Origin of the sequence: Rhizobium sp. N122 (assembly GCF_002211295.1) — a bacterium.
Lineage (GTDB): Bacteria > Pseudomonadota > Alphaproteobacteria > Rhizobiales > Rhizobiaceae > Rhizobium.
Genome location: NZ_LOKU01000041.1, coordinates 1 through 17,879, shown reverse-complemented (window position 1 = coordinate 17,879; position 17,879 = coordinate 1). Strand labels below are relative to the sequence as shown.

Sequence of the window (17,879 nt, the reverse complement as noted above, 5' to 3'; positions counted from 1 at the left end):
CGAGTTTCGCAAAAGCTATTGTATAAAGCTCCAGCAGTGTTGGTCAATTCAATCACTCCGTCCGACCGAGCCGCCTAATGCGAGGCCGCCTCGCTGGCGACAGCCGCGCCCTCGCGTTTCCGGCTCGGCGCGACCGGGATCAGCCAGGTGGTGAAGAAGGTCAGCACCGCGACGACCACCACGCCCCAGAAGCTCCAATGTAGCGCCGCATTGAAGACGGCGCGGATCGCCGGGTCGGCGGCGAGCGCCGAGAGCCCGGTCGGTTGGTTCAGCGCGGCATGCAGGCCGGCCGCCGCCTCGCCGCCCGCATAATGATTGATGCCGGCATTGAGGATGGCGCCGAGCACGGTGGCGCCGAGCGTATTGCCGAGGCTGCGGGCAAAGATGATCGAGGCGGTGGCGCTGCCGCGCATCGACCATTCGACGCTGTCCTGTACCAGCACGATGCTGGTGAGGCTGATCAGGCCCATGCCGAAGCCCATGAAGAAGGACCCGGCGCCGGCAAGCGCCGGCGAACTCTCCGGCGTCAGGAATAGCAGGAAGCAGGCGCCGAAGGGAAACAGCAGGCTGCCGACCCGCAAGGTGCGGCGAATGCCGAAGGCTTTATAGAAGCGGCTTGAGAGCATCACCGCCAAGGGCCAGCCGACGACCAGCATGGTGAGCGTGAAGCCGGCAACGATCGGCGAGCGGCCTAGCACGCCCTGCACGTAGATCGGCAGGATGGTGGAGAGCCCGATCAGCGCCATGCCGGCCAGAAGCGTCGCCGCATTGCTGGTGGCGATCAGCCGGCGGCTCCAGAGCGGGATCGAAATGATCGGCTCCGGCGCGCGTTTCTCCTGGGCGAGAAAGAGCAGGCCCGCGACCACGAAGACGGTAAACAGCGACAGCAGGATCCAGGCGCTCGCATCGGTTTCCGTCAGCATGACGAGCAGCGCCACGATCGAGATCGAAAACAGCACCGATCCGAGATAATCGATCTTTGCCTGCTTGTGCGCCACCTCCTCCTTCAGGAAGATCATGAAGGCGATGATCGAGAGAATGCCGATCGGCAGGTTGATCCAGAAGATCCAGGCCCAGGAGATATTGTCGACGATGATGCCGCCGGCAAGCGGCCCGACGACGGCCGAGGTCGCCCAGACGGTCGCCATCGCGCCCTGCACGCGGCCGCGCTCCTCGAGTTTGAAGAGATCGCCGATGATCGTCATCGTCACCGGCTGGATGGCGCCGGCGCCCAGCCCCTGCAGTAGCCGGAACAGCACCAGCGACATCATCGACCAGGCAAGCCCGCAGAGCAAAGAGCCGACAAGGAAGATCAGGATGCCGCCGATCAGCACCGGCTTGCGCCCAAAGATGTCGGAAAGCTTGCCGTAGATCACCGTCGTCGTCGACTGCGCCAGCAGGAAGGCCGAAAACACCCAGCTGTAATAGGAAAAACCGCCGAGCTGCCCGACGATGCGCGGCATGGCGGTCGCCACGATCGTCGCCTCGATCGCCACCATGAAGGTCGCGAACATGATGGTCGCGACGACAAGCACGCGGTTCGAGCGATGCGCTGCATTCGACATGACGATCCTCTTCGGGTGCTCCGCGGACGCCGGAAAATGGCAGGCTGGGTAGGGCGATCGCCGCTTGCGGAGGGATGCTGTACTATTACGTCCTGGAAACCGGCCGGTAAAGCGGTTCTCACGACAGCCTTTGTTTTATGCGGTTTCAGGGCAGCCGAAACGAAGGCCCGGCGCAGTCAGCCTCGGGCCTAGATCCTGTCAGGCGGACATCCGTACTATCCTCATTGCGGGCAGGCCTCGCCGCCCGAGCCGCTATCCCCGGAGCCGGCGGTGCAACCCGGCGTCGGCTTGAGATCGGGATTGACGCCGCCGGGATTGATGGTGCTGCGCCCGCTGTTGAGATCGACGCCGCCAGTGCCGGTCGTGCTGCCGGTGGTGCTGCCGGTCGTACCGGGATCGGTGCCGACAGAGCCGGCGCCGGCCGAGCCCGTACCAGCAGATCCGGTACCGGCCGAACCCGTGCCAGAGCTCCCCGAGCCGCCGATGACAGGCGCCACCGAAAGCCGCCCACTGGAATTCGCGCCCCCGGCCGTCTGCGCCAGCGCCGAGCCGGCAAGGCCGATGGAAAGAAGCGATATCGCGATCAGTTTGCAGGACATGGTTTGCTCCATCCTTGTTGTCTCAAGGGGAGAACCAGGTCGGGAGCGGCAGGTTCCTGCCGGAATTGCAGGTTTTCGACGACTTTCGAAGATGCTAACTGCAGACACCAGCAAGCAGAGGCATCCTATGCACTCGACCAAAGGCGATAGACAGTCATCCGGTCATTCGTCGTCCAGCATTCTAAACTTTCGCGCCGCCTGAGGGCAAAGCATCGTGAACTGCTTGACTAGGGGCGGCATGCCTGGCCGCGGCGTTGCGCAACCGAAGGGCCGCCCGGCGCAAGATAATATGCAATTCGGTCGCGAGATATCCGCGATCCGGTTCGCGGCATCTTAAGGTGGCGGTGTCGGGCATCGTCATGTTTTCACTCCGCCACCGTCTTTGTCTGGATATTTTACTCAATTGATGAAGCCATGACCGCTACACCAAACGGAACGAGAAACGCAGGGATGGCATGAAGCATTTTTGCCAGACCGATCCATCGGCTGAAAAATGCGGCTACCTGATTGTCGGGAGTTTCAAAAAAATCGTGAATGGCCTCGAGAACGGACATAGATTGCCACTCTCCCGTTTTCATATAATCAAAAACGGAAGCTCCCAGCATTACGCATCCAAGGCCGAGAAAACCTATAATAATGATCCCCCTGATGATCATCCCGTTGGCCGATGCGTTACTCACGGTTCCCTCTCTCTCGTTAATGAAAATACCAATAGCCCCGAGACGATCAAGTCAATTCCTTTATGCATCACCATCCCGCGGCCGTGACATCGCGTTTCTACACCGCACCTGTTGCCGGCGGCATCATGTTGCCCTGCTTGCGGTATTTGGGTAAACCAACATCACTTCCGCTTTTGTTGGATCAGCCCCGGTCATGGATGACGCACGAAACCCGTAGCGTCTCAGAGAAGGGCGTAAGGTCTACCGGCAGGTCGGCCGCGAAGCGCTGGCCTTTCAACTTGTCGACCAGATGGAGCGGGACGCGGCGCTTGAATTGCGCGTTAGCCGTCCCTTTGCGTGTTGTCGGTTTAGCCATTCGAAACGCCATTGATCTGCCGTGTGTCCCTGTCGTGGGGCTCAGTCGGCAGCTGTCGAGACATTGATATCATTGAATGAATAATGAAATCAAAGGAGAAAGGTGTCCTTCCCGAGAGAAGGGTGACAGTTCATACCGGAGACATGGGTTACACTTTTGGCCTTTGCGAGGAGAGCAAAGGTGCCTTGGCAGGAGTGTAATCTCATGGACGAGCGTCTCAAATTCGTTGCGCGGGTTCTGGATGGCGAGAAGATAGCGGCGCTGTGCCGCGAGTTCGGCATCTCCCGCAAGACCGGCCACAAGATCATCAGCCGCTATAATGCCTGCGGACTGGAAGGACTGACGGATCGCTCGCGACGTCCTTACCGGCACGCCAATCAGCTTCCTTTCCAAATCGAGAAGCTGATTGTGCGTGCCAAGCAGGAGAAGCCGAGCTGGGGCGCGCCGAAGATCAGAGAACGGCTGGCGCGGCTTTACCCAGACGTGCAAACGCCGGCGATCTCGACCGTGCACGCGGTGCTCGACCGCAACGGCTTGGTCCAGCACCGCAAACGACGCCGCAACAGGGCGCAGGGAACGCCACTCTCCCAACCTCGCCAACCCAACGACTTGTGGTGCGCCGATTACAAAGGCGAATTCATGCTCGCCGACAAGCGCTACTGCTATCCCTTGACGATCACTGATTTCGCCAGCCGCTATCTCCTGGCTTGCGAAGCGCTGCACACGACGAAGGAGGCCTACGCCTTCACCGTGTTCGAGAGCGTCTTCAAGGAGTTCGGCCTGCCTGGGGCGATCAGAACCGACAATGGCGTACCCTTCGCCAGCCCCAACGGATTGTTCAATCTGTCGCGGTTGGCGGTCTGGTGGCTCAGGCTCGGCATCGACATCGAACGCATCAAGCCAGGCAATCCGCAGCAGAACGGCCGCCACGAACGCATGCATCTTACACTCAAGCTGGAGACCACCAAGCCGGCCGGCGCCAATTTCCTGCAGCAGCAGGCCCGTTTCGACGACTTCATCGAAGAATTCAACACAGAACGGCCACACCAGGCGCTTGACATGGCTTGCCCGGCAGAGCGCTACAACGCCTCACCACGATCCTATCGCGGCCTGCCGGAACTCGACTATCCGTTCCACGACCAGACCGTTACCGTCACAACATGCGGCCGCATCTGCTATAAGCGAAAGAAGATCAATCTCAGCCTGGTCTTTGCCGGCCAGGCCGTCGGCATCAAACAGGTCGAAGACCATATCTGGCTCGCAAGCTTCATGGATTACGACCTGGGATACTTCGATGACGAGACATGCAGGCTCGAACCGCTGCCGAACCCTTTCGGCGCGAAAGTGTTACCTATGTCTTAGGAATAAACCGTAACCTATGTGTCCAGAACGGACCAGGGAAGGCTGGTGCCGCTTGCAGGACTCGAACCTGCGACCCCATCATTACGAATGATGTGCTCTACCACCTGAGCTAAAGCGGCATCTCAGGGCCGAAGCATGCGGCCCGCGATTTGCATGGCGCTGATACAGCCATTGTCCGAAGATTTCAAGCGCCCTGTCATGGCTTTGGCAAAAAAGAGGGCAGGGTGTGGAAGACTGCCCTCAGAGCGCCAGCCGGGCGCGGGCGGCCTTGTATTCCGCCTCCAGCCGGTCGACGAGTCTGGCCACCGGCTCGACGGCCTTGACGGCGCCGATGCCCTGGCCGCTGCCCCAGATGTCCTTCCAGGCCTTGGCGCCGCCGACCGCCTGCTCGAAATCCATCTTCGAGACATCGGCGGCGGGCAGGTTGTCCGGGTCCATGCCGGCGGCGATGATCGACGGTTTGAGATAGTTGCCATGCACGCCGGTGAAATAGTTGGAATAGACGATATCGCCGGCAGCGCCTTCGACGATCGCCTGCTTGTAGGCCTCGGCGGCGCGCGCTTCTTCAGTGGCGATGAAGGGCGAGCCGATATAGGCCATGTCGGCGCCCATCGCTTCTGCGGCGAGGATGGCGCCGCCGGTGGAGATCGCGCCGGCGAGCAGCAGCGGTCCGTCGAACCATTCGCGGATTTCCTGGACGAGGGCAAAGGGCGACAGTGTGCCGGCATGGCCGCCGGCGCCGGCCGCCACCGCGATCAGTCCGTCGGCGCCCTTGCGGATGGCCGAATGGGCGTGGCGGTTGTTGATAATATCGTGCAGCACGATGCCGCCATAGGAATGCACGGCGGCATTGACCTCCGGCACGGCGCCGAGCGAGGAGATGACAACAGGCACCTTGTATTTGACGCAGAGCGACAGGTCATGCTCCAGCCGCTTGTTCGACATGTGGACGATCTGGTTGACGGCAAAGGGGGCGGCCGGCCTGTCGGGATGGGCGGCGTCGTGGCGGGCAAGCTCTTCGGTGATCTCGGCCAGCCATTCGTCGAGCTGGCTTGCCGGCCGGGCGTTCAGCGCCGGAAACGCCCCGATGACGCCCGCCTTACATTGCGCCACCGTCAGCGTGGGATGCGAGATGATGAACAGCGGCGAGCCGATGACCGGCAGCCTCAATTTGTCGCTGAGGATCGGGGGCAGAGCCATGCTTGATGCTTCCATTGACGTTTACGAAAACGTCAATCTCATAACAGAGAAGAAAGGCCGATAAAAGAGCGGCCGCCACGCCTTCGTCGATTTCTGCCCGAATGTATGCGGCTGACAAAGCTGGTAGAATAAGGTTCGCAAGCGGTGAAACCGGGCGATTATCCCCGTCGATCCGCTGCAGCCGGACCTGCAAGGCTTGCGGTTTGCCGCGCTTGCCGCTACCGAATTTTGATGGAGAACGGCGGGGATTGCAGTCCGATGCCGGGTTCAAGGTGAAGGACTTGAAGTGAGCGGATTAGAAACGGCCATCAGAACAGCGCTCGACAATTCCGATCGCGACAATCCGGAGGTTCGAGCGAGGATCTATCAGTCGGCCCGCCAGGCGCTTGAAGCCGGCCTGCGCAAGCAGGATATCACCGATACCGAGGTCGTTGCCCATCATCGCCATCGCCTGGAAAGCACCATCCACGCCATAGAAAGCGAGGAGCGCGACCGCCTGCATCCGCGCCAGAGGCCGCCTGAAGTGCCCGTGCCGCCCGTCGTGGAAATGCCGCCGCCGCCGGTTCAAAGGGGGGATGCCGGCGATATCGACAACCTGATCGACAGCCATGCGGCCGCAGGCGAGACCCGCGCTCCCGAGGTGACCCACGGCGGAGGCGACGAGTTCAGCCTCGACGACGTGCATGCCGGCCGTGCCGATCACCTCGCAGCCGCCCCCGTCGGCGAGGAGCGGCTTGCCCGCGGTCAGCGCGCCACCAATATGGATTTCCGCCCGGAGCGGGCGGCAGGCCGCCGCAAGCCGCGCAAATTCTTTTCCAGGCTTCTCGTCTGGTGCGTGCTGCTGGCCTTTATCGGCATCGGCGCCTGGTGGGCACATACATCGGGCCTGCTGATGACGGCCGCCGAGCGCGACACCAGCGTCGCCAATCCGCCCGCCAGTACCCAGCCCGAGGATTTCACCGGCAATGACGACAGCGCCGGCAAATCAGCCCCGCATACCGACGAGCCGGTGACCATCGATCCGCAGAACAGCTTTTCGGCCGATTGGATCCCGCTGTTCAAGCCCGATGACGCCGACAAGATCCAGAGCGGCCCGCGGGCGCGCACCGAAAAGATCGCCGAGAACGACGGCCCTGCCGTTCGCCTGATTTCGCAAAGCGGTGCGGCCGACGGCAATATCTCCATCAGCGTGCCGGCATCGGTGCTGCAGCAGCTTGCCGGCAAATCCTCGACGATCGCGCTGACGCTGCAATCCACAACCGATGAGCCGACGCAGGTGACCGTCGAATGCAATTTCCAGTCGCTCGGCAATTGCGCCCGCCATCGCTTCAACGTCACCCGCGAAAAGTCGGATGCGCTGCTGCAGGTGAAATTCGACCGATCGCTGGCGCCGAACGCGCCGGGCACGCTTGTTATCAACAGCGATCTCGACGGCAAGGCGCGCGGCATCAACCTTTTCGCCATCCGCATCCTGCCGGGGCAGTAATCCCAGCCTCGGCGAAGCCGATGGCACCAGTTCCGGCAAGGCCGGTGGCCTCGGCCCCGGCAAAGCTGGTGGCCTCGGTCCCAGTAACTGGTGGCCCGGCTTCGGCTCGCCGCCTACTTCAGGAATCCGGGCCCCGAGCCGATGATCTCCTTATCGACGGTGCCGAGCGCTTTCTCGTCCTTGCCGTCATAATCCATCCTGTTCAGCATGTGGCGGATGAGTTCGAGGCGCGTCCGCCGCTTGTCGTTGGCGCGGATCACCGTCCAGGGCGCGAAATCCGTATGGGTTTCCTTCAGCATGCGGTCGCGCTTTTCGCTGTAATCGCTCCACTTCGTCAGCGCGGCGATGTCCATCGACGACAGTTTCCAGACTTTCAGCGGATCGTGCCTGCGGTCGTGGAAGCGCTTCAGCTGCATTTCGCGGCCGATATCGAGATAGAATTTGAAGAAGAAGATGCCCTCATGGGCGATGATCTTTTCGAGCTGCGGCGCCTGCTTGAGAAAATCCTCATATTGCTGCGGCGTACAGAAACCCATGACCGGCTCGACGCCGGCGCGGTTGTACCAGGAGCGGTCGAACAGCACGAATTCGCCTGCGGTCGGGAACTGCGCGACATAACGCTGGAAATACCATTGCCCCTGTTCGCGCTCGGTCGGCTTGGTCAGCGCCACGACGCGGGCAAGGCGGGGGTTCATATTCTCCGAGGAGGCCGAGATCGCGCCGCCCTTGCCGGCCGCATCGCGCCCTTCGAACAGCGCCATCACCCGCTTGCCTGATGCCTGCAGCCAGAACTGCACCTTGACGAGCTCGATCTGCAGCTTTTCCAGCTGCTCGACATAGTCCTCTTCCTTCAGCTTCTTCTTGTGGGGAAAGTCGCCGGAGGCAAGCGCGTGTTCCTCCACCCAGTCCGGCAGGATGGGATCGTCGACATCGAAGATGCGTTGCTTTCCGCGGATCTCCAGCTCCACGGCCCTGCTTTCGACGGTCTCGGCCATATGCTCCTCCTTAAGTCCGATCGGTACTTTCCCGCAGGCGAACATATTTACCGTTGAAAATCAAATCTCTCGCATTCGCCGATCATTTTTCGTCGGTTTCGGCTGCGGCCTTTCGCATCGAAGCGGCCGACCGAAAATTTCTGTCATGAATTGCCGCTATCAGGCAGAGTTCAATATAAGAAACACGAATCGACGCCGCGAGGGCACTTGCAAGACGAAACTCCGTGGAGAAAAAGCCTGTTGGCGCGCATCCGGCGCGAGCGGCCGGTGCTGCTGGCGGCGATCCTCAGCGCGCTTGCCGCGATTGCGGCCGGCATGAACAAATGGGTGGTGCTCGGCCTCCTGCTTGTCATGATCGTCACCGCACTTTTCAATGAGGCGCCCGTCATCAAGGACGAACCGGCCGAGCCCATTGAAATCAAGCCGGAGGTGCCGCCGAGCCGCTTGCCTGAAGTGTCCGCCACGCTCGCCGGCCTCGATATTCCGGTCATGGTGCTGTCGGACGACGCCTCGGTGCTCTTCCAGAACCGCGCTGCCGAAAAGGCCTTCGGCGAGGTGGCACTCGGTGCCCATATTTCCGGCCGCATGCGTTCGCCCGGCGTGCTCGATATGGTGCGCGAAACCATCGCCACCAACGCGCCGAACCAGATCGAGCATGCCGAGCGGCTGCCGTCGGAGCGCGTTTATATCGTCCGCAGCGCCCCCATCGAATTTTCGGCCGAAGGCGAGCCGCATGAGCGCTATTTCATCCTCTCCTTCCGCGATATTTCAGAGGTGCGCCGGATCGACCGCATGCGGTCGGATTTCGTCGCCAATGCCAGCCACGAGCTGCGCACGCCGCTGGCCTCGCTGCGCGGCTTCATCGAGACCATCCAGGGACCGGCGAAGAACGATCTGAAGGCGCAGGCGCGTTTTCTCGCCATCATGTTCGATCAGACGACGCGCATGAGCCGGCTGGTCGACGACCTCTTGTCGCTCTCGCGGCTGGAGCTGAAATCGCATATCGCGCCGGATGAGAAGGTCGATCTGGTGCCGCTGCTCGGCCATGTCCGGGATTCGCTGGTGCCGCTCGCAAAAGACGTCGGCGTCGACATCGACCTGCATCTGCCCGACGGCAAGGTCGAGGTTCTGGGAGACCGCGACGAGCTTGTCCAGGTGTTCGAGAACCTGATGGAAAACGCCTGCAAATACGGCCAGGAGGGCAAGACCGTCGATGTCTGGCTGAAGAACGGCGCCGGCCAGCCGGTCGAGGTCAGCATCGTCGACAAGGGGCCGGGCATCCCTGCCGAGCATGTGCCGCGCCTGACGGAACGCTTCTATCGCGTCAGCATCGAGGACAGCCGCTCGAAAAAAGGCACCGGCCTCGGCCTCGCCATCGTCAAACACATCCTCACCCGCCACCGCGCCCGACTGATCGTCAAGTCCGAAGTCGGCAAGGGCACCGATTTTACGGTGCGGTTCTGACGTGTCCTATGCGAGGTTTGCGAGGAGCGGAAAGGTTGCGGCATGTCCCTTCTCCCCAGCGGGGAGAAGGTGGCCCGAAGGGTCGGATGAGGGGGCCACACGGACATCCTTTAAGTAATTCCCCTTTCAGCAAGCGAAACTCGCATGAGGACATTGGAAAGACCTGCGTCGCTGGCCCCCTCATCCGCCCTACGGGCACCTTCTCCCCGAGGGGAGAAGAGGGAGTCGAGAGGTAGCGGCATGTGCCCTTTCGCCCGTTTGCGGGCGTCCGGCAACCGATGGGCCGCTTATGAAAAATTTTGCAATGCCAGGTCGAGTATGCGGTCCAAACTTTGCCGCCCACCGACGTGGTTGGCTGAATGCTCTATAATTTATGATTATATATCAACAAGATAACCTGTCACAAATGTTTCACCGATTTGACATAAAAGGACGGTGCTTACAGCGCTAAGAGAGTCCCGCCGATGAAAAAAGGCACTGCGAGGGCCTCTCGAAAGGCCGCACTCACACAAGCCCAATGCGGGAGATTTCTAATGAACACCTTCAAGCTCACCGTTGCCGCGCTCGCTGCAACCGCCGCTTTCGCTGGCGCTGCCGTCGCCCGCGACCAGATTCAGGTTGCTGGTTCGTCCACCGTCCTGCCTTACGCAAAGATCGTTGCCGAGTCCTTCGGCGAAACCTTCACCAACTTCAAGACGCCGGTCGTCGAATCTGGCGGCACGGGCGCTGGTCTGAAGGAATTCTGCAAGGGCGTCGGCGAAGACACCATCGACATTGCCAACGCTTCGCGTCCGATCAACAAGAACGAAGCCGAAGCCTGCAAGGCTGCCGGCGTGACCGACATTCAGGAAGTCAAGATCGGTTATGACGGCATCGTCTTCGCAACCGACTCGTCCAACCCGGATGTCGCCTACGTTCCCGCCGACATCTACAAGGCCCTCGCAGCCCAGGTCGTGGTCGACGGCAAGCTCGTCGCCAACCCCTACAAGAAGTGGTCGGACGTCAACCCGAAGCTTCCGGCTGTTGATATCGCCGCCTATATCCCGGGCGAAAAGCACGGCACCCGCGAAGTCTTCGAACAGAACGTTCTGGCTGCCGGCTGCAAGGCTTCAGGCGCAACCGACGTCATCGCCAAGGAAATCTCCGACAAGGCCGCTCAGACGAAGGCCTGCGTCGCAGTCCGTAAGGACGGCGCTGCTGTCGACATCGACGGCGACTATCCGGAAACGCTCGCCCGCATCGCCGCCAACAAGACCGGCGTCGGCGTATTCGGCCTCTCCTTCTATGAAAACAACGCCGACAAGCTCAAGGTTGCCAGCATGAGCGGTATCGTTCCGTCGACGGAAACGATCGCCAACGGCACCTATCCGGTTTCCCGCCCGCTGTTCTTCTACGTCAAGAAGGCACATCTCGGCGCCGTTCCCGGCCTGAAGGAATACGTCAACTTCTTCGTATCCGACCAGATGATCGGCCCCGACAGCCCGCTCGTCGAATACGGCCTGGTTGCCGCTCCCGATGCCGAGCGCGACGCGATCCGCAAGGACGTCGAAGCCGGCAAGTCCATGTAATGACTTTGCCGGCGCGGCAAGCCCGCGCCGGCATTGCCTTGCCCCTTCGCGCCGGCGTTTTCGGTGTGGCAGGGTTGAATTCATTCCGCATGATTGGAAGCTGAAGGCAGACCGATGAGGCTGCCGGGCTTTGGGGCTACGGGCCTGGGGACGTAACGAATGAGCACATCCATCATACTTTTGTGCCTTGTGGTGATCGGTGCCGCCGCCTATCTGGTCGCGCGCAGCCGAGCCACAGCACTTGCCGGAGGCAAATCCTCCGCATTGCATTCCCGGCCGGCCTATTACGGCGCCTATGCGGCGATCTGGGCCGTTCTTCCCGCCCTCATCGTGCTTTGCGTCTGGCTCTCCGTCAGCCCCGGCATCATCCAGTCCTCGGTTCGCAGCCACTTCCCTGACGACGTCAAGGCGCAGGCCGCCGTCGAGCAGGATCTCGGTTACTCGATGGTGGCGACGGTCGCCCGCGGCCTGACGATGCTGACCGCGGATGAAACCGCAGCGATCGGCACCGATCCGGCGGCACTCCAGGCCAAGCTCAGCGAAAAGGGCGTGCCGCTGGCCGGCCAGCCGCTGCCTTACATGCTCGGCGCCGCCAAGACGCTCAACGCCATGAGCATGACCAGCCGCCTCGCCATGACCGCGGTGGTCTTCATTCTCGCCGTTGCCGGCGCCTTCTATGCGTTGCGCGCCATCGCCCCCCGCTTCCGCGCCCGCAACCGGGTCGAGCGCGTCATGCTCTGGGGCCTGCTGCTCGCCTCGTCGATCGCCATCCTGACGACGATCGGCATCGTGCTGTCCATGCTGTCGGAAGCGGCGCGCTTCTTTGCCGCCGTTCCCGCCGCCGACTTCTTCTTCGGCACCGTCTGGGATCCGCGTTTTGCCGGCGCCGGCAGCTCGTCCTTCGGCCAGTTCGGCCTGATCCCGCTGCTGCTCGGCACGCTTTATATCGGCCTGGTCGCCATGCTGCTCGCCGTGCCGGTCGGCCTTTTCGCCGCCATCTACATGGCCGAATACGCCTCGCCGAAGCTGCGCGGGATCGCCAAGCCGCTGCTCGAAGTGCTCGCCGGCATTCCGACGATCGTCTACGGCTTCTTCGCGCTCGTCACCGTCGGCCCGTTCCTGCGCGATTTCTCTGCTCAGATCAGCGGCCTGCTCTCCGGCAGCTACATCAACTTCATCCAGGCGCAGAGCGTTCTGACCGCCGGCATCGTCATGGGCATCATGCTGATCCCCTACGTCTCCTCGCTGTCGGACGATATCATCACCGCCGTGCCGCGGGCGCTGCGTGACGGTTCGCTCGGTCTTGGCGCCACACGCTCCGAAACCATCAAGAAGGTTGTTCTGCCGGCAGCACTTCCCGGCATCGTCGGCGCGCTGCTGATGACCGCCTCGCGCGCCATCGGCGAAACCATGATCGTCGTGCTGGCCGCCGGTGTCGCCGCCCGCATCCAGATCAACCCCTTCGAGCCGATGACGACGGTGACCGTCAAGATCGTCAATCAGCTGACGGGTGACCTCGAGTTCACCTCGCCGCAGACGTTGGTTGCCTTTGCTCTTGGCATCACGCTGTTCTGCATCACGCTTTGCCTCAACATCTATGCGCTCTACATCGTGCGCAAATACCGGGAGCAGTACGAATGACGGATATTGTTTCTCCCACAACAGGCGTCACCATCTCCAAGGCGCCGGCGCGCCGCGATATCGGCATCAAGCGCCGCTACGCCGCCGAGCGCCGGTTCCAGGCCTATGGCATCGCGGCCATCGCCTTCGGCCTCGTCTTCCTGTTCATCCTGCTGTGGACCGTGATCGGCAAAGGCTACACCGCCTTTCAGCAGACGGCGATCACCCTGCCGATCGAATTTTCCGAGAAGACGATCGACCCCAGCAACAAGCGTGCGACCGACCCTTCGGTGCTGATCGCCGCCAACTATCCGGTTCTGCTGCGCGATGCGATCGTCAAGCAGCTGAATATCAACGCCTCGAGCAAGCCTGACGTGCGCGATGCATCCGCCATGCTTTCCAAGGGGGCGCCGATTCAACTGCGCGACATAGTCGTCGCCGACCCGTCGATCATCGGCAAGACGGTCAATGTCACCGTGCTCGCCGACGCCAATGTCGACAGTGCCAACAAGGGCCAGATCGACCTTTCGGTCGATGAGAAGAACCGGAAGGTCAACGACAAGCAGGTTGGCTGGATGAACGAGCTGAAGGCGAGCGGCGCTCTGCACAAGCAGTTCAACACCGGCCTCTTCGTCAACGGCAACTCCAGCCGCCCGGAGGCCGCGGGCCTTGGCGTCGCCCTCATCGGCTCGCTCTACCTGATGCTGATCGTGCTGGTGCTCGCTCTGCCGATCGGCGTTGCCGCCTCGATCTATCTCGAGGAGTTTGCGCCGAAGAACCGGTTGACGGATCTGATCGAGGTCAACATCAACAATCTCGCCGCGGTTCCCTCGATCGTCTATGGTCTGCTCGGCCTTTCCGTCTTCATCAACTTCGTCGGCCTGCCGCGTTCGGCGTCGCTGGTCGGCGGCCTGGTGCTGACGCTGATGACCCTGCCGACGATCATCATCGCGACGCGCGCGGCCTTGCGCGCCGTGCCGCCGTCGATCCGCGCCGCAGCGCTCGGCCTCGGCGCGTCGAAGATGCAGATGGTGTTCCACCATGTTCTGCCGCTCGCCATGCCCGGCATCCTCACCGGCACGATCATCGGCCTGGCGCACGCGCTCGGCGAAACCGCGCCGCTGCTCCTGATCGGCATGGTCGCCTTCGTCGCCAACGCGCCGACGACACCGCTCGATCCCTCGACGGCCCTGCCCGTGCAGGTCTATATGTGGGCAAACGAGGCCGAGCGGGCCTTCGTCGAGCGTACTTCGGGTGCCATCATCGTCCTGCTCCTGTTCCTGATCGTCATGAACATGGGCGCCATTCTCTTGCGTCGTCGCTTCGAGCGCCGCTGGTAAACGGAGTTACAAGATCATGAACATGTTGACGGAAGCTGCAGTTGAAAAGGCGCTGGATCAGAAGATGAGCAACGTCCCGTATAAGATGATCGGCCAGGATGTCTCGGTTTACTACGGCGAAAAGCGCGCGCTTTTCGATGTGAACCTGAACATTCGCGAAAACACCGTAACCGCGCTGATCGGCCCGTCGGGCTGCGGCAAGTCGACCTTTCTGCGGAGCCTCAACCGCATGAACGACACGATCGACGGCTGCCGCGTCGCCGGCAAGATCACGCTGGACGGCGACGATATCTATGATCCCGATATCGATGTCGTCGAACTGCGCGCCCGCGTCGGCATGGTCTTCCAGAAGCCGAACCCGTTCCCGAAGACAATCTACGAAAACGTCTCCTACGGCCCGCGCATCCATGGCCTCGCCAAGTCGAAGGCCGATCTCGACCAGATCGTCGAGACCAGCCTGCAGCGCGCCGGCCTCTGGAACGAGGTCAAGGACCGCGTGCATGAATCCGGCACCGGCCTCTCCGGCGGTCAGCAGCAGCGCCTCTGCATTGCCCGTGCCGTCGCCGTCAGCCCCGAAGTCATCCTGATGGACGAGCCCTGCTCGGCGCTCGACCCGATCGCCACCGCCAAGGTCGAGGAGCTGATCCACGAACTGCGCGAAAACTACACGATCGTCATCGTCACCCACTCCATGCAGCAGGCCGCGCGCGTCTCGCAGCGCACCGCCATGTTCCACCTCGGCAATCTGGTCGAGGAGAACGACACCGACAAGATGTTCACCAATCCCGACGATCCGCGCACCCAGGACTATATCATGGGCCGCTTCGGCTGATTTTGGCGTCACCAAGCCTTCCCGTTATTCGAGGACAAAGCCCCATGGCATCGACACATATTTATTCTGCCTATGATGATGATCTGAAGTTCCTGTCCCGGCGGATTTCCGAAATGGGCGGCCTGGCCGAGCAGATGGTCGCCGAGTCCGTCCGGGCGCTGGTCAACGGTGATACCGCGCTGGCCCAGAAGGTCATTTCCGACGACGTGATCCTCGATCACGCCGAGCGCGAGATCGGCGACAAGGCGATCGTCACCATCGCCCGCCGCCAGCCGATGGCCGCCGACCTGCGCGAAATCATGGGGTCGATCCGCATCGCCGCCGATCTCGAACGCGTCGGCGACCTCGGAAAGAACACCGCCAAGCGCGTCATCGCCGTGCAGAGCACCGGCGTTCCCCGCAAGCTGGCCCGCGGCCTCGAGCATCTGTCCGAGCTGGCGCTCGTCCAGCTCAAGGAAGTGCTCGACGTCTACACGACACGCGCCGCCGACAAGGCGAGCGCGATCCGCGAGCGCGACAACGAGATCGACGCGATGTACACCTCGCTGTTCCGCGAGCTCCTGACCTACATGATGGAAGATCCGCGCAACATCACCAGCTGCACGCATCTTCTCTTCTGCGCCAAGAATATCGAGCGCATCGGCGACCACGCCACCAACATCGCCGAAACGATCTATTACATGGCAACCGGCGCACAGCCGGAAGGCGACCGTCCGAAGGACGACAGCGCCAACACCGTCGGCGCGGTCACCGAATAACCGCCTGAACCAGACGATTGCGTGCGCGCCCATGTGGGGCGCGCAAAGAGGTCGCAGCCATTTTTTGTGAATTTGCGCAGGATGCATTGCTTAAATCACCCCCGGTTTAAGGATCATGCGCGAGGAGACCGACACGCATGATCCCGAGAGTTGCAGTTGTGGAAGACGAGGAAGCCCTGAGCGTGCTTCTCCGTTACAATCTCGAAGCTGAGGGCTTCGAGGTCGATACCATCCTTCGAGGCGACGAGGCCGAAATCAGGCTTCAGGAGCGCACGCCCGACCTTCTCATCCTCGACTGGATGCTGCCCGGCGTCTCCGGCATCGAGCTTTGCCGGCGCCTGCGCATGCGCCCGGAAACCGAGCGGCTGCCGATCATCATGCTGACGGCGCGCGGCGAAGAGAGCGAACGTGTCCGCGGGCTTTCCACCGGCGCCGACGATTATGTCGTCAAGCCCTTCTCGACCCCGGAACTCGTTGCTCGCGTCAAGGCGATGCTGCGCCGCGCCCGTCCGGAGGTTCTCTCCACCGTGCTGAAATGCGGCGATATCGAGCTCGACCGCGAAACCCACCGCGTCCACCGCAAGAGCCGCGAAGTCCGCCTCGGCCCCACCGAATTCCGCCTGTTGGAATTCCTGATGTCGTCGCCCGGCCGGGTCTTCTCGCGCTCGCAGCTCCTCGACGGCGTCTGGGGCCATGACATCTATGTCGACGAACGCACCGTCGACGTCCATGTCGGCCGCCTGCGCAAGGCGCTGAACTTCTCCAACATGCAAGACGTCATCCGCACCGTCCGCGGCGCCGGCTATTCGATGGAAGCCTGAGCCGCCATCCTGCCGCCGTCCGGGCGAGGGAGCCGCGTAACGCAAAACGCGGCCGATAGATCACCGCACGCTGCGGTTCCTGCCGCGGGCGTTCCCCCACCCTCCGTCGTCCTCGGGCTTGACCCGAGGACCCATGCGGGTGGGCACTTCGTTTCTGTTGAACTGACAAGGCGACCGCGGCCGACAAATTCAAGCGCAGCGCTTGCGGCATGGATACTCGGGTCAAGCCCGAGTATGACGGAGGGTGAGGGAGCACGAGCAGCAAGAAGCGAGAGGTCTGGAGCAATTCCAACAAAATGGGCGAACGGTTTTGCGTGGAAAGCGCGGAAACAAATGGCGGCAATTCCAATAACCGCTACGCTTACGGTTCTTGCCGCATAGGTTCCCCCATCCTCCGTCGTCCTCGGGCTTGACCCGAGGACCCACCGCCACAAGCACTTCGGCTCGATGTGGTTACCGCCAACGCCATGGCCGCAAGCACTGCTTTCGCATCACCACAGCGTCAGATAGAGATCATCCCACCCGGGGTTCATCGCCTCGACCAGATCGACCTTCCATTGCCGGTACCAGCGTTTCAACGACTTCTCCCGCTGGATCGCGGTGCCGATATCCCAATGCTCCTCGTACCAGACGAGACGGGTGCATCCGTATTTCCACGCAAAGCCCGGCGTCAGCCCTTCGCGATGCTCATAGATGCGGCGCTCCAGATCGGATGTCACGCCGATATAGAGCGTACCGTTTTTCTGGTTGGTGATGATGTAGACATAGCCCGCCATCCGCGCAGAGTGCTGGGCATGGATGCTCGGGTCAAGCCCGAGCAGGACGGAGGGTGGGGAGGTGGGATGGGCAAGAAGCGAGACGTTCGGAGGGTTCCAGCGAAACGGAGCAAACGGATTGGGAAAATTGCGTAAAGCGAAAAGCGCCAATTCCAGCAGAACCACTACGCTCATGGTTCCTGCCGCAAAGGGCTCCCCCACTCTCCGTCGTCCTCGGGCTTGACCCGAGGATCCATGGCCGAGAGCGCTGCATTCGCGCTCACACTGACAAAGGCGGCCGTAGCCGAGCAAATTCAAGCGAAGTGCGTGCGGCATGGATACTCGGGTCAAGCCCCATATGCGCTAACTTAGCTGTCTATGTGCGATGGATCGTCGCCTTCGCGGCGGCTCGCGCAGTCGATAGAGCAACCGGATTCTGGCGATCGCCCTGATGGGAGCGTGCAAGACGGCGATGGTGA

At 61.9% G+C, this 17,879-nt stretch carries 15 protein-coding genes and 1 tRNA gene; 9 read left to right on the top strand and 7 right to left on the bottom strand.

Annotated elements, in window-relative coordinates; genetic code table 11:
- Window positions 1-74: 74 nt before the first annotated feature.
- The 3 genes from ATY75_RS24320 to ATY75_RS24310 all read right to left on the bottom strand — a co-directional run bounded on the left by ATY75_RS24320 (window position 75) and on the right by ATY75_RS24310 (window position 2,844).
- Window positions 75-1,565 (bottom strand): MDR family MFS transporter, encoded by a 1,491-nt coding sequence (locus ATY75_RS24320; protein WP_088939511.1) that lies wholly within the window; start codon window positions 1,563-1,565, stop codon window positions 75-77.
- A 221-nt stretch (window positions 1,566-1,786) separates the two neighbouring features.
- A complete protein-coding gene (locus tag ATY75_RS24315; protein ID WP_088939510.1) occupies window positions 1,787-2,164 on the bottom strand; it encodes a hypothetical protein in 378 nt (125 codons plus the stop codon).
- Window positions 2,165-2,559: 395 nt separating this feature from the next.
- Window positions 2,560-2,844 carry a hypothetical protein gene (locus ATY75_RS24310; RefSeq protein WP_143535338.1) on the bottom strand — a complete coding sequence of 95 codons (285 nt, stop codon included), beginning with the start codon at window positions 2,842-2,844 and terminating at the stop codon, window positions 2,560-2,562.
- 559 nt (window positions 2,845-3,403) lie between these two features.
- Here ATY75_RS24310 and ATY75_RS24300 point away from each other — a divergent pair.
- Window positions 3,404-4,561 carry an integrase core domain-containing protein gene (locus tag ATY75_RS24300; protein WP_143535337.1) on the top strand — a complete coding sequence of 386 codons (1,158 nt, stop codon included), beginning with the start codon at window positions 3,404-3,406 and terminating at the stop codon, window positions 4,559-4,561.
- A 43-nt stretch (window positions 4,562-4,604) separates the two neighbouring features.
- Here ATY75_RS24300 and ATY75_RS24295 read toward each other — a convergent pair.
- A tRNA-Thr gene (locus tag ATY75_RS24295) sits at window positions 4,605-4,680 on the bottom strand.
- A gap of 121 nt (window positions 4,681-4,801) precedes the next feature.
- Window positions 4,802-5,761 carry a nitronate monooxygenase family protein gene (locus ATY75_RS24290; RefSeq protein WP_088939508.1) on the bottom strand — a complete coding sequence of 320 codons (960 nt, stop codon included), beginning with the start codon at window positions 5,759-5,761 and terminating at the stop codon, window positions 4,802-4,804.
- Between the two features lie 286 nt (window positions 5,762-6,047).
- On the opposite strand from ATY75_RS24290, the gene ATY75_RS24285 reads away from it, so the two are divergent.
- Window positions 6,048-7,247 (top strand): regulator, encoded by a 1,200-nt coding sequence (locus ATY75_RS24285; protein ID WP_088939507.1) that lies wholly within the window; start codon window positions 6,048-6,050, stop codon window positions 7,245-7,247.
- Window positions 7,248-7,360: 113 nt separating this feature from the next.
- Here ATY75_RS24285 and ppk2 read toward each other — a convergent pair whose 3' ends face one another.
- A complete protein-coding gene (ppk2, locus tag ATY75_RS24280) occupies window positions 7,361-8,242 on the bottom strand; it encodes a polyphosphate kinase 2 (protein WP_088939506.1) in 882 nt (293 codons plus the stop codon).
- Between the two features lie 240 nt (window positions 8,243-8,482).
- Here ppk2 and phoR point away from each other — a divergent pair, with 240 nt between their 5' ends.
- The 7 genes from phoR (at window position 8,483) to phoB (ending at window position 16,645) form a co-directional block, all read left to right on the top strand.
- Complete coding sequence (gene phoR, locus ATY75_RS24275; RefSeq protein ID WP_088939505.1) at window positions 8,483-9,706, top strand: phosphate regulon sensor histidine kinase PhoR; 1,224 nt, start codon at window positions 8,483-8,485, stop codon at window positions 9,704-9,706.
- 533 nt (window positions 9,707-10,239) lie between these two features.
- The gene (locus tag ATY75_RS24270; RefSeq protein ID WP_088939504.1) at window positions 10,240-11,274 is read left to right on the top strand and encodes a substrate-binding domain-containing protein; all 1,035 of its coding nucleotides are present in this window, start codon (window positions 10,240-10,242) and stop codon (window positions 11,272-11,274) included.
- A gap of 159 nt (window positions 11,275-11,433) precedes the next feature.
- Window positions 11,434-12,915 carry a phosphate ABC transporter permease subunit PstC gene (gene pstC / locus ATY75_RS24265; RefSeq protein WP_088939503.1) on the top strand — a complete coding sequence of 494 codons (1,482 nt, stop codon included), beginning with the start codon at window positions 11,434-11,436 and terminating at the stop codon, window positions 12,913-12,915.
- Complete coding sequence (gene pstA / locus ATY75_RS24260) at window positions 12,912-14,234, top strand: phosphate ABC transporter permease PstA (protein ID WP_088939502.1); 1,323 nt, start codon at window positions 12,912-12,914, stop codon at window positions 14,232-14,234. The genes pstC and pstA overlap by 4 nt, the downstream gene beginning before the upstream one ends.
- Before the next feature lie 16 nt (window positions 14,235-14,250).
- Window positions 14,251-15,066, top strand: coding sequence for a phosphate ABC transporter ATP-binding protein PstB (gene pstB / locus ATY75_RS24255; RefSeq protein WP_049732262.1), 816 nt, complete (start codon window positions 14,251-14,253; stop codon window positions 15,064-15,066).
- A gap of 44 nt (window positions 15,067-15,110) precedes the next feature.
- A complete protein-coding gene (gene phoU, locus ATY75_RS24250) occupies window positions 15,111-15,824 on the top strand; it encodes a phosphate signaling complex protein PhoU (protein WP_003570614.1) in 714 nt (237 codons plus the stop codon).
- A 137-nt stretch (window positions 15,825-15,961) separates the two neighbouring features.
- Window positions 15,962-16,645 (top strand): phosphate regulon transcriptional regulator PhoB, encoded by a 684-nt coding sequence (gene phoB, locus ATY75_RS24245; protein ID WP_003570612.1) that lies wholly within the window; start codon window positions 15,962-15,964, stop codon window positions 16,643-16,645.
- Between the two features lie 491 nt (window positions 16,646-17,136).
- On the opposite strand, the gene ATY75_RS24240 is transcribed toward phoB, so the two are convergent.
- Entirely contained in the window at window positions 17,137-17,421 is a 285-nt protein-coding gene (locus ATY75_RS24240; RefSeq protein WP_088939518.1) for a GIY-YIG nuclease family protein, read from the bottom strand.
- Between the last annotated feature and the right edge of the window lie 458 nt (window positions 17,422-17,879).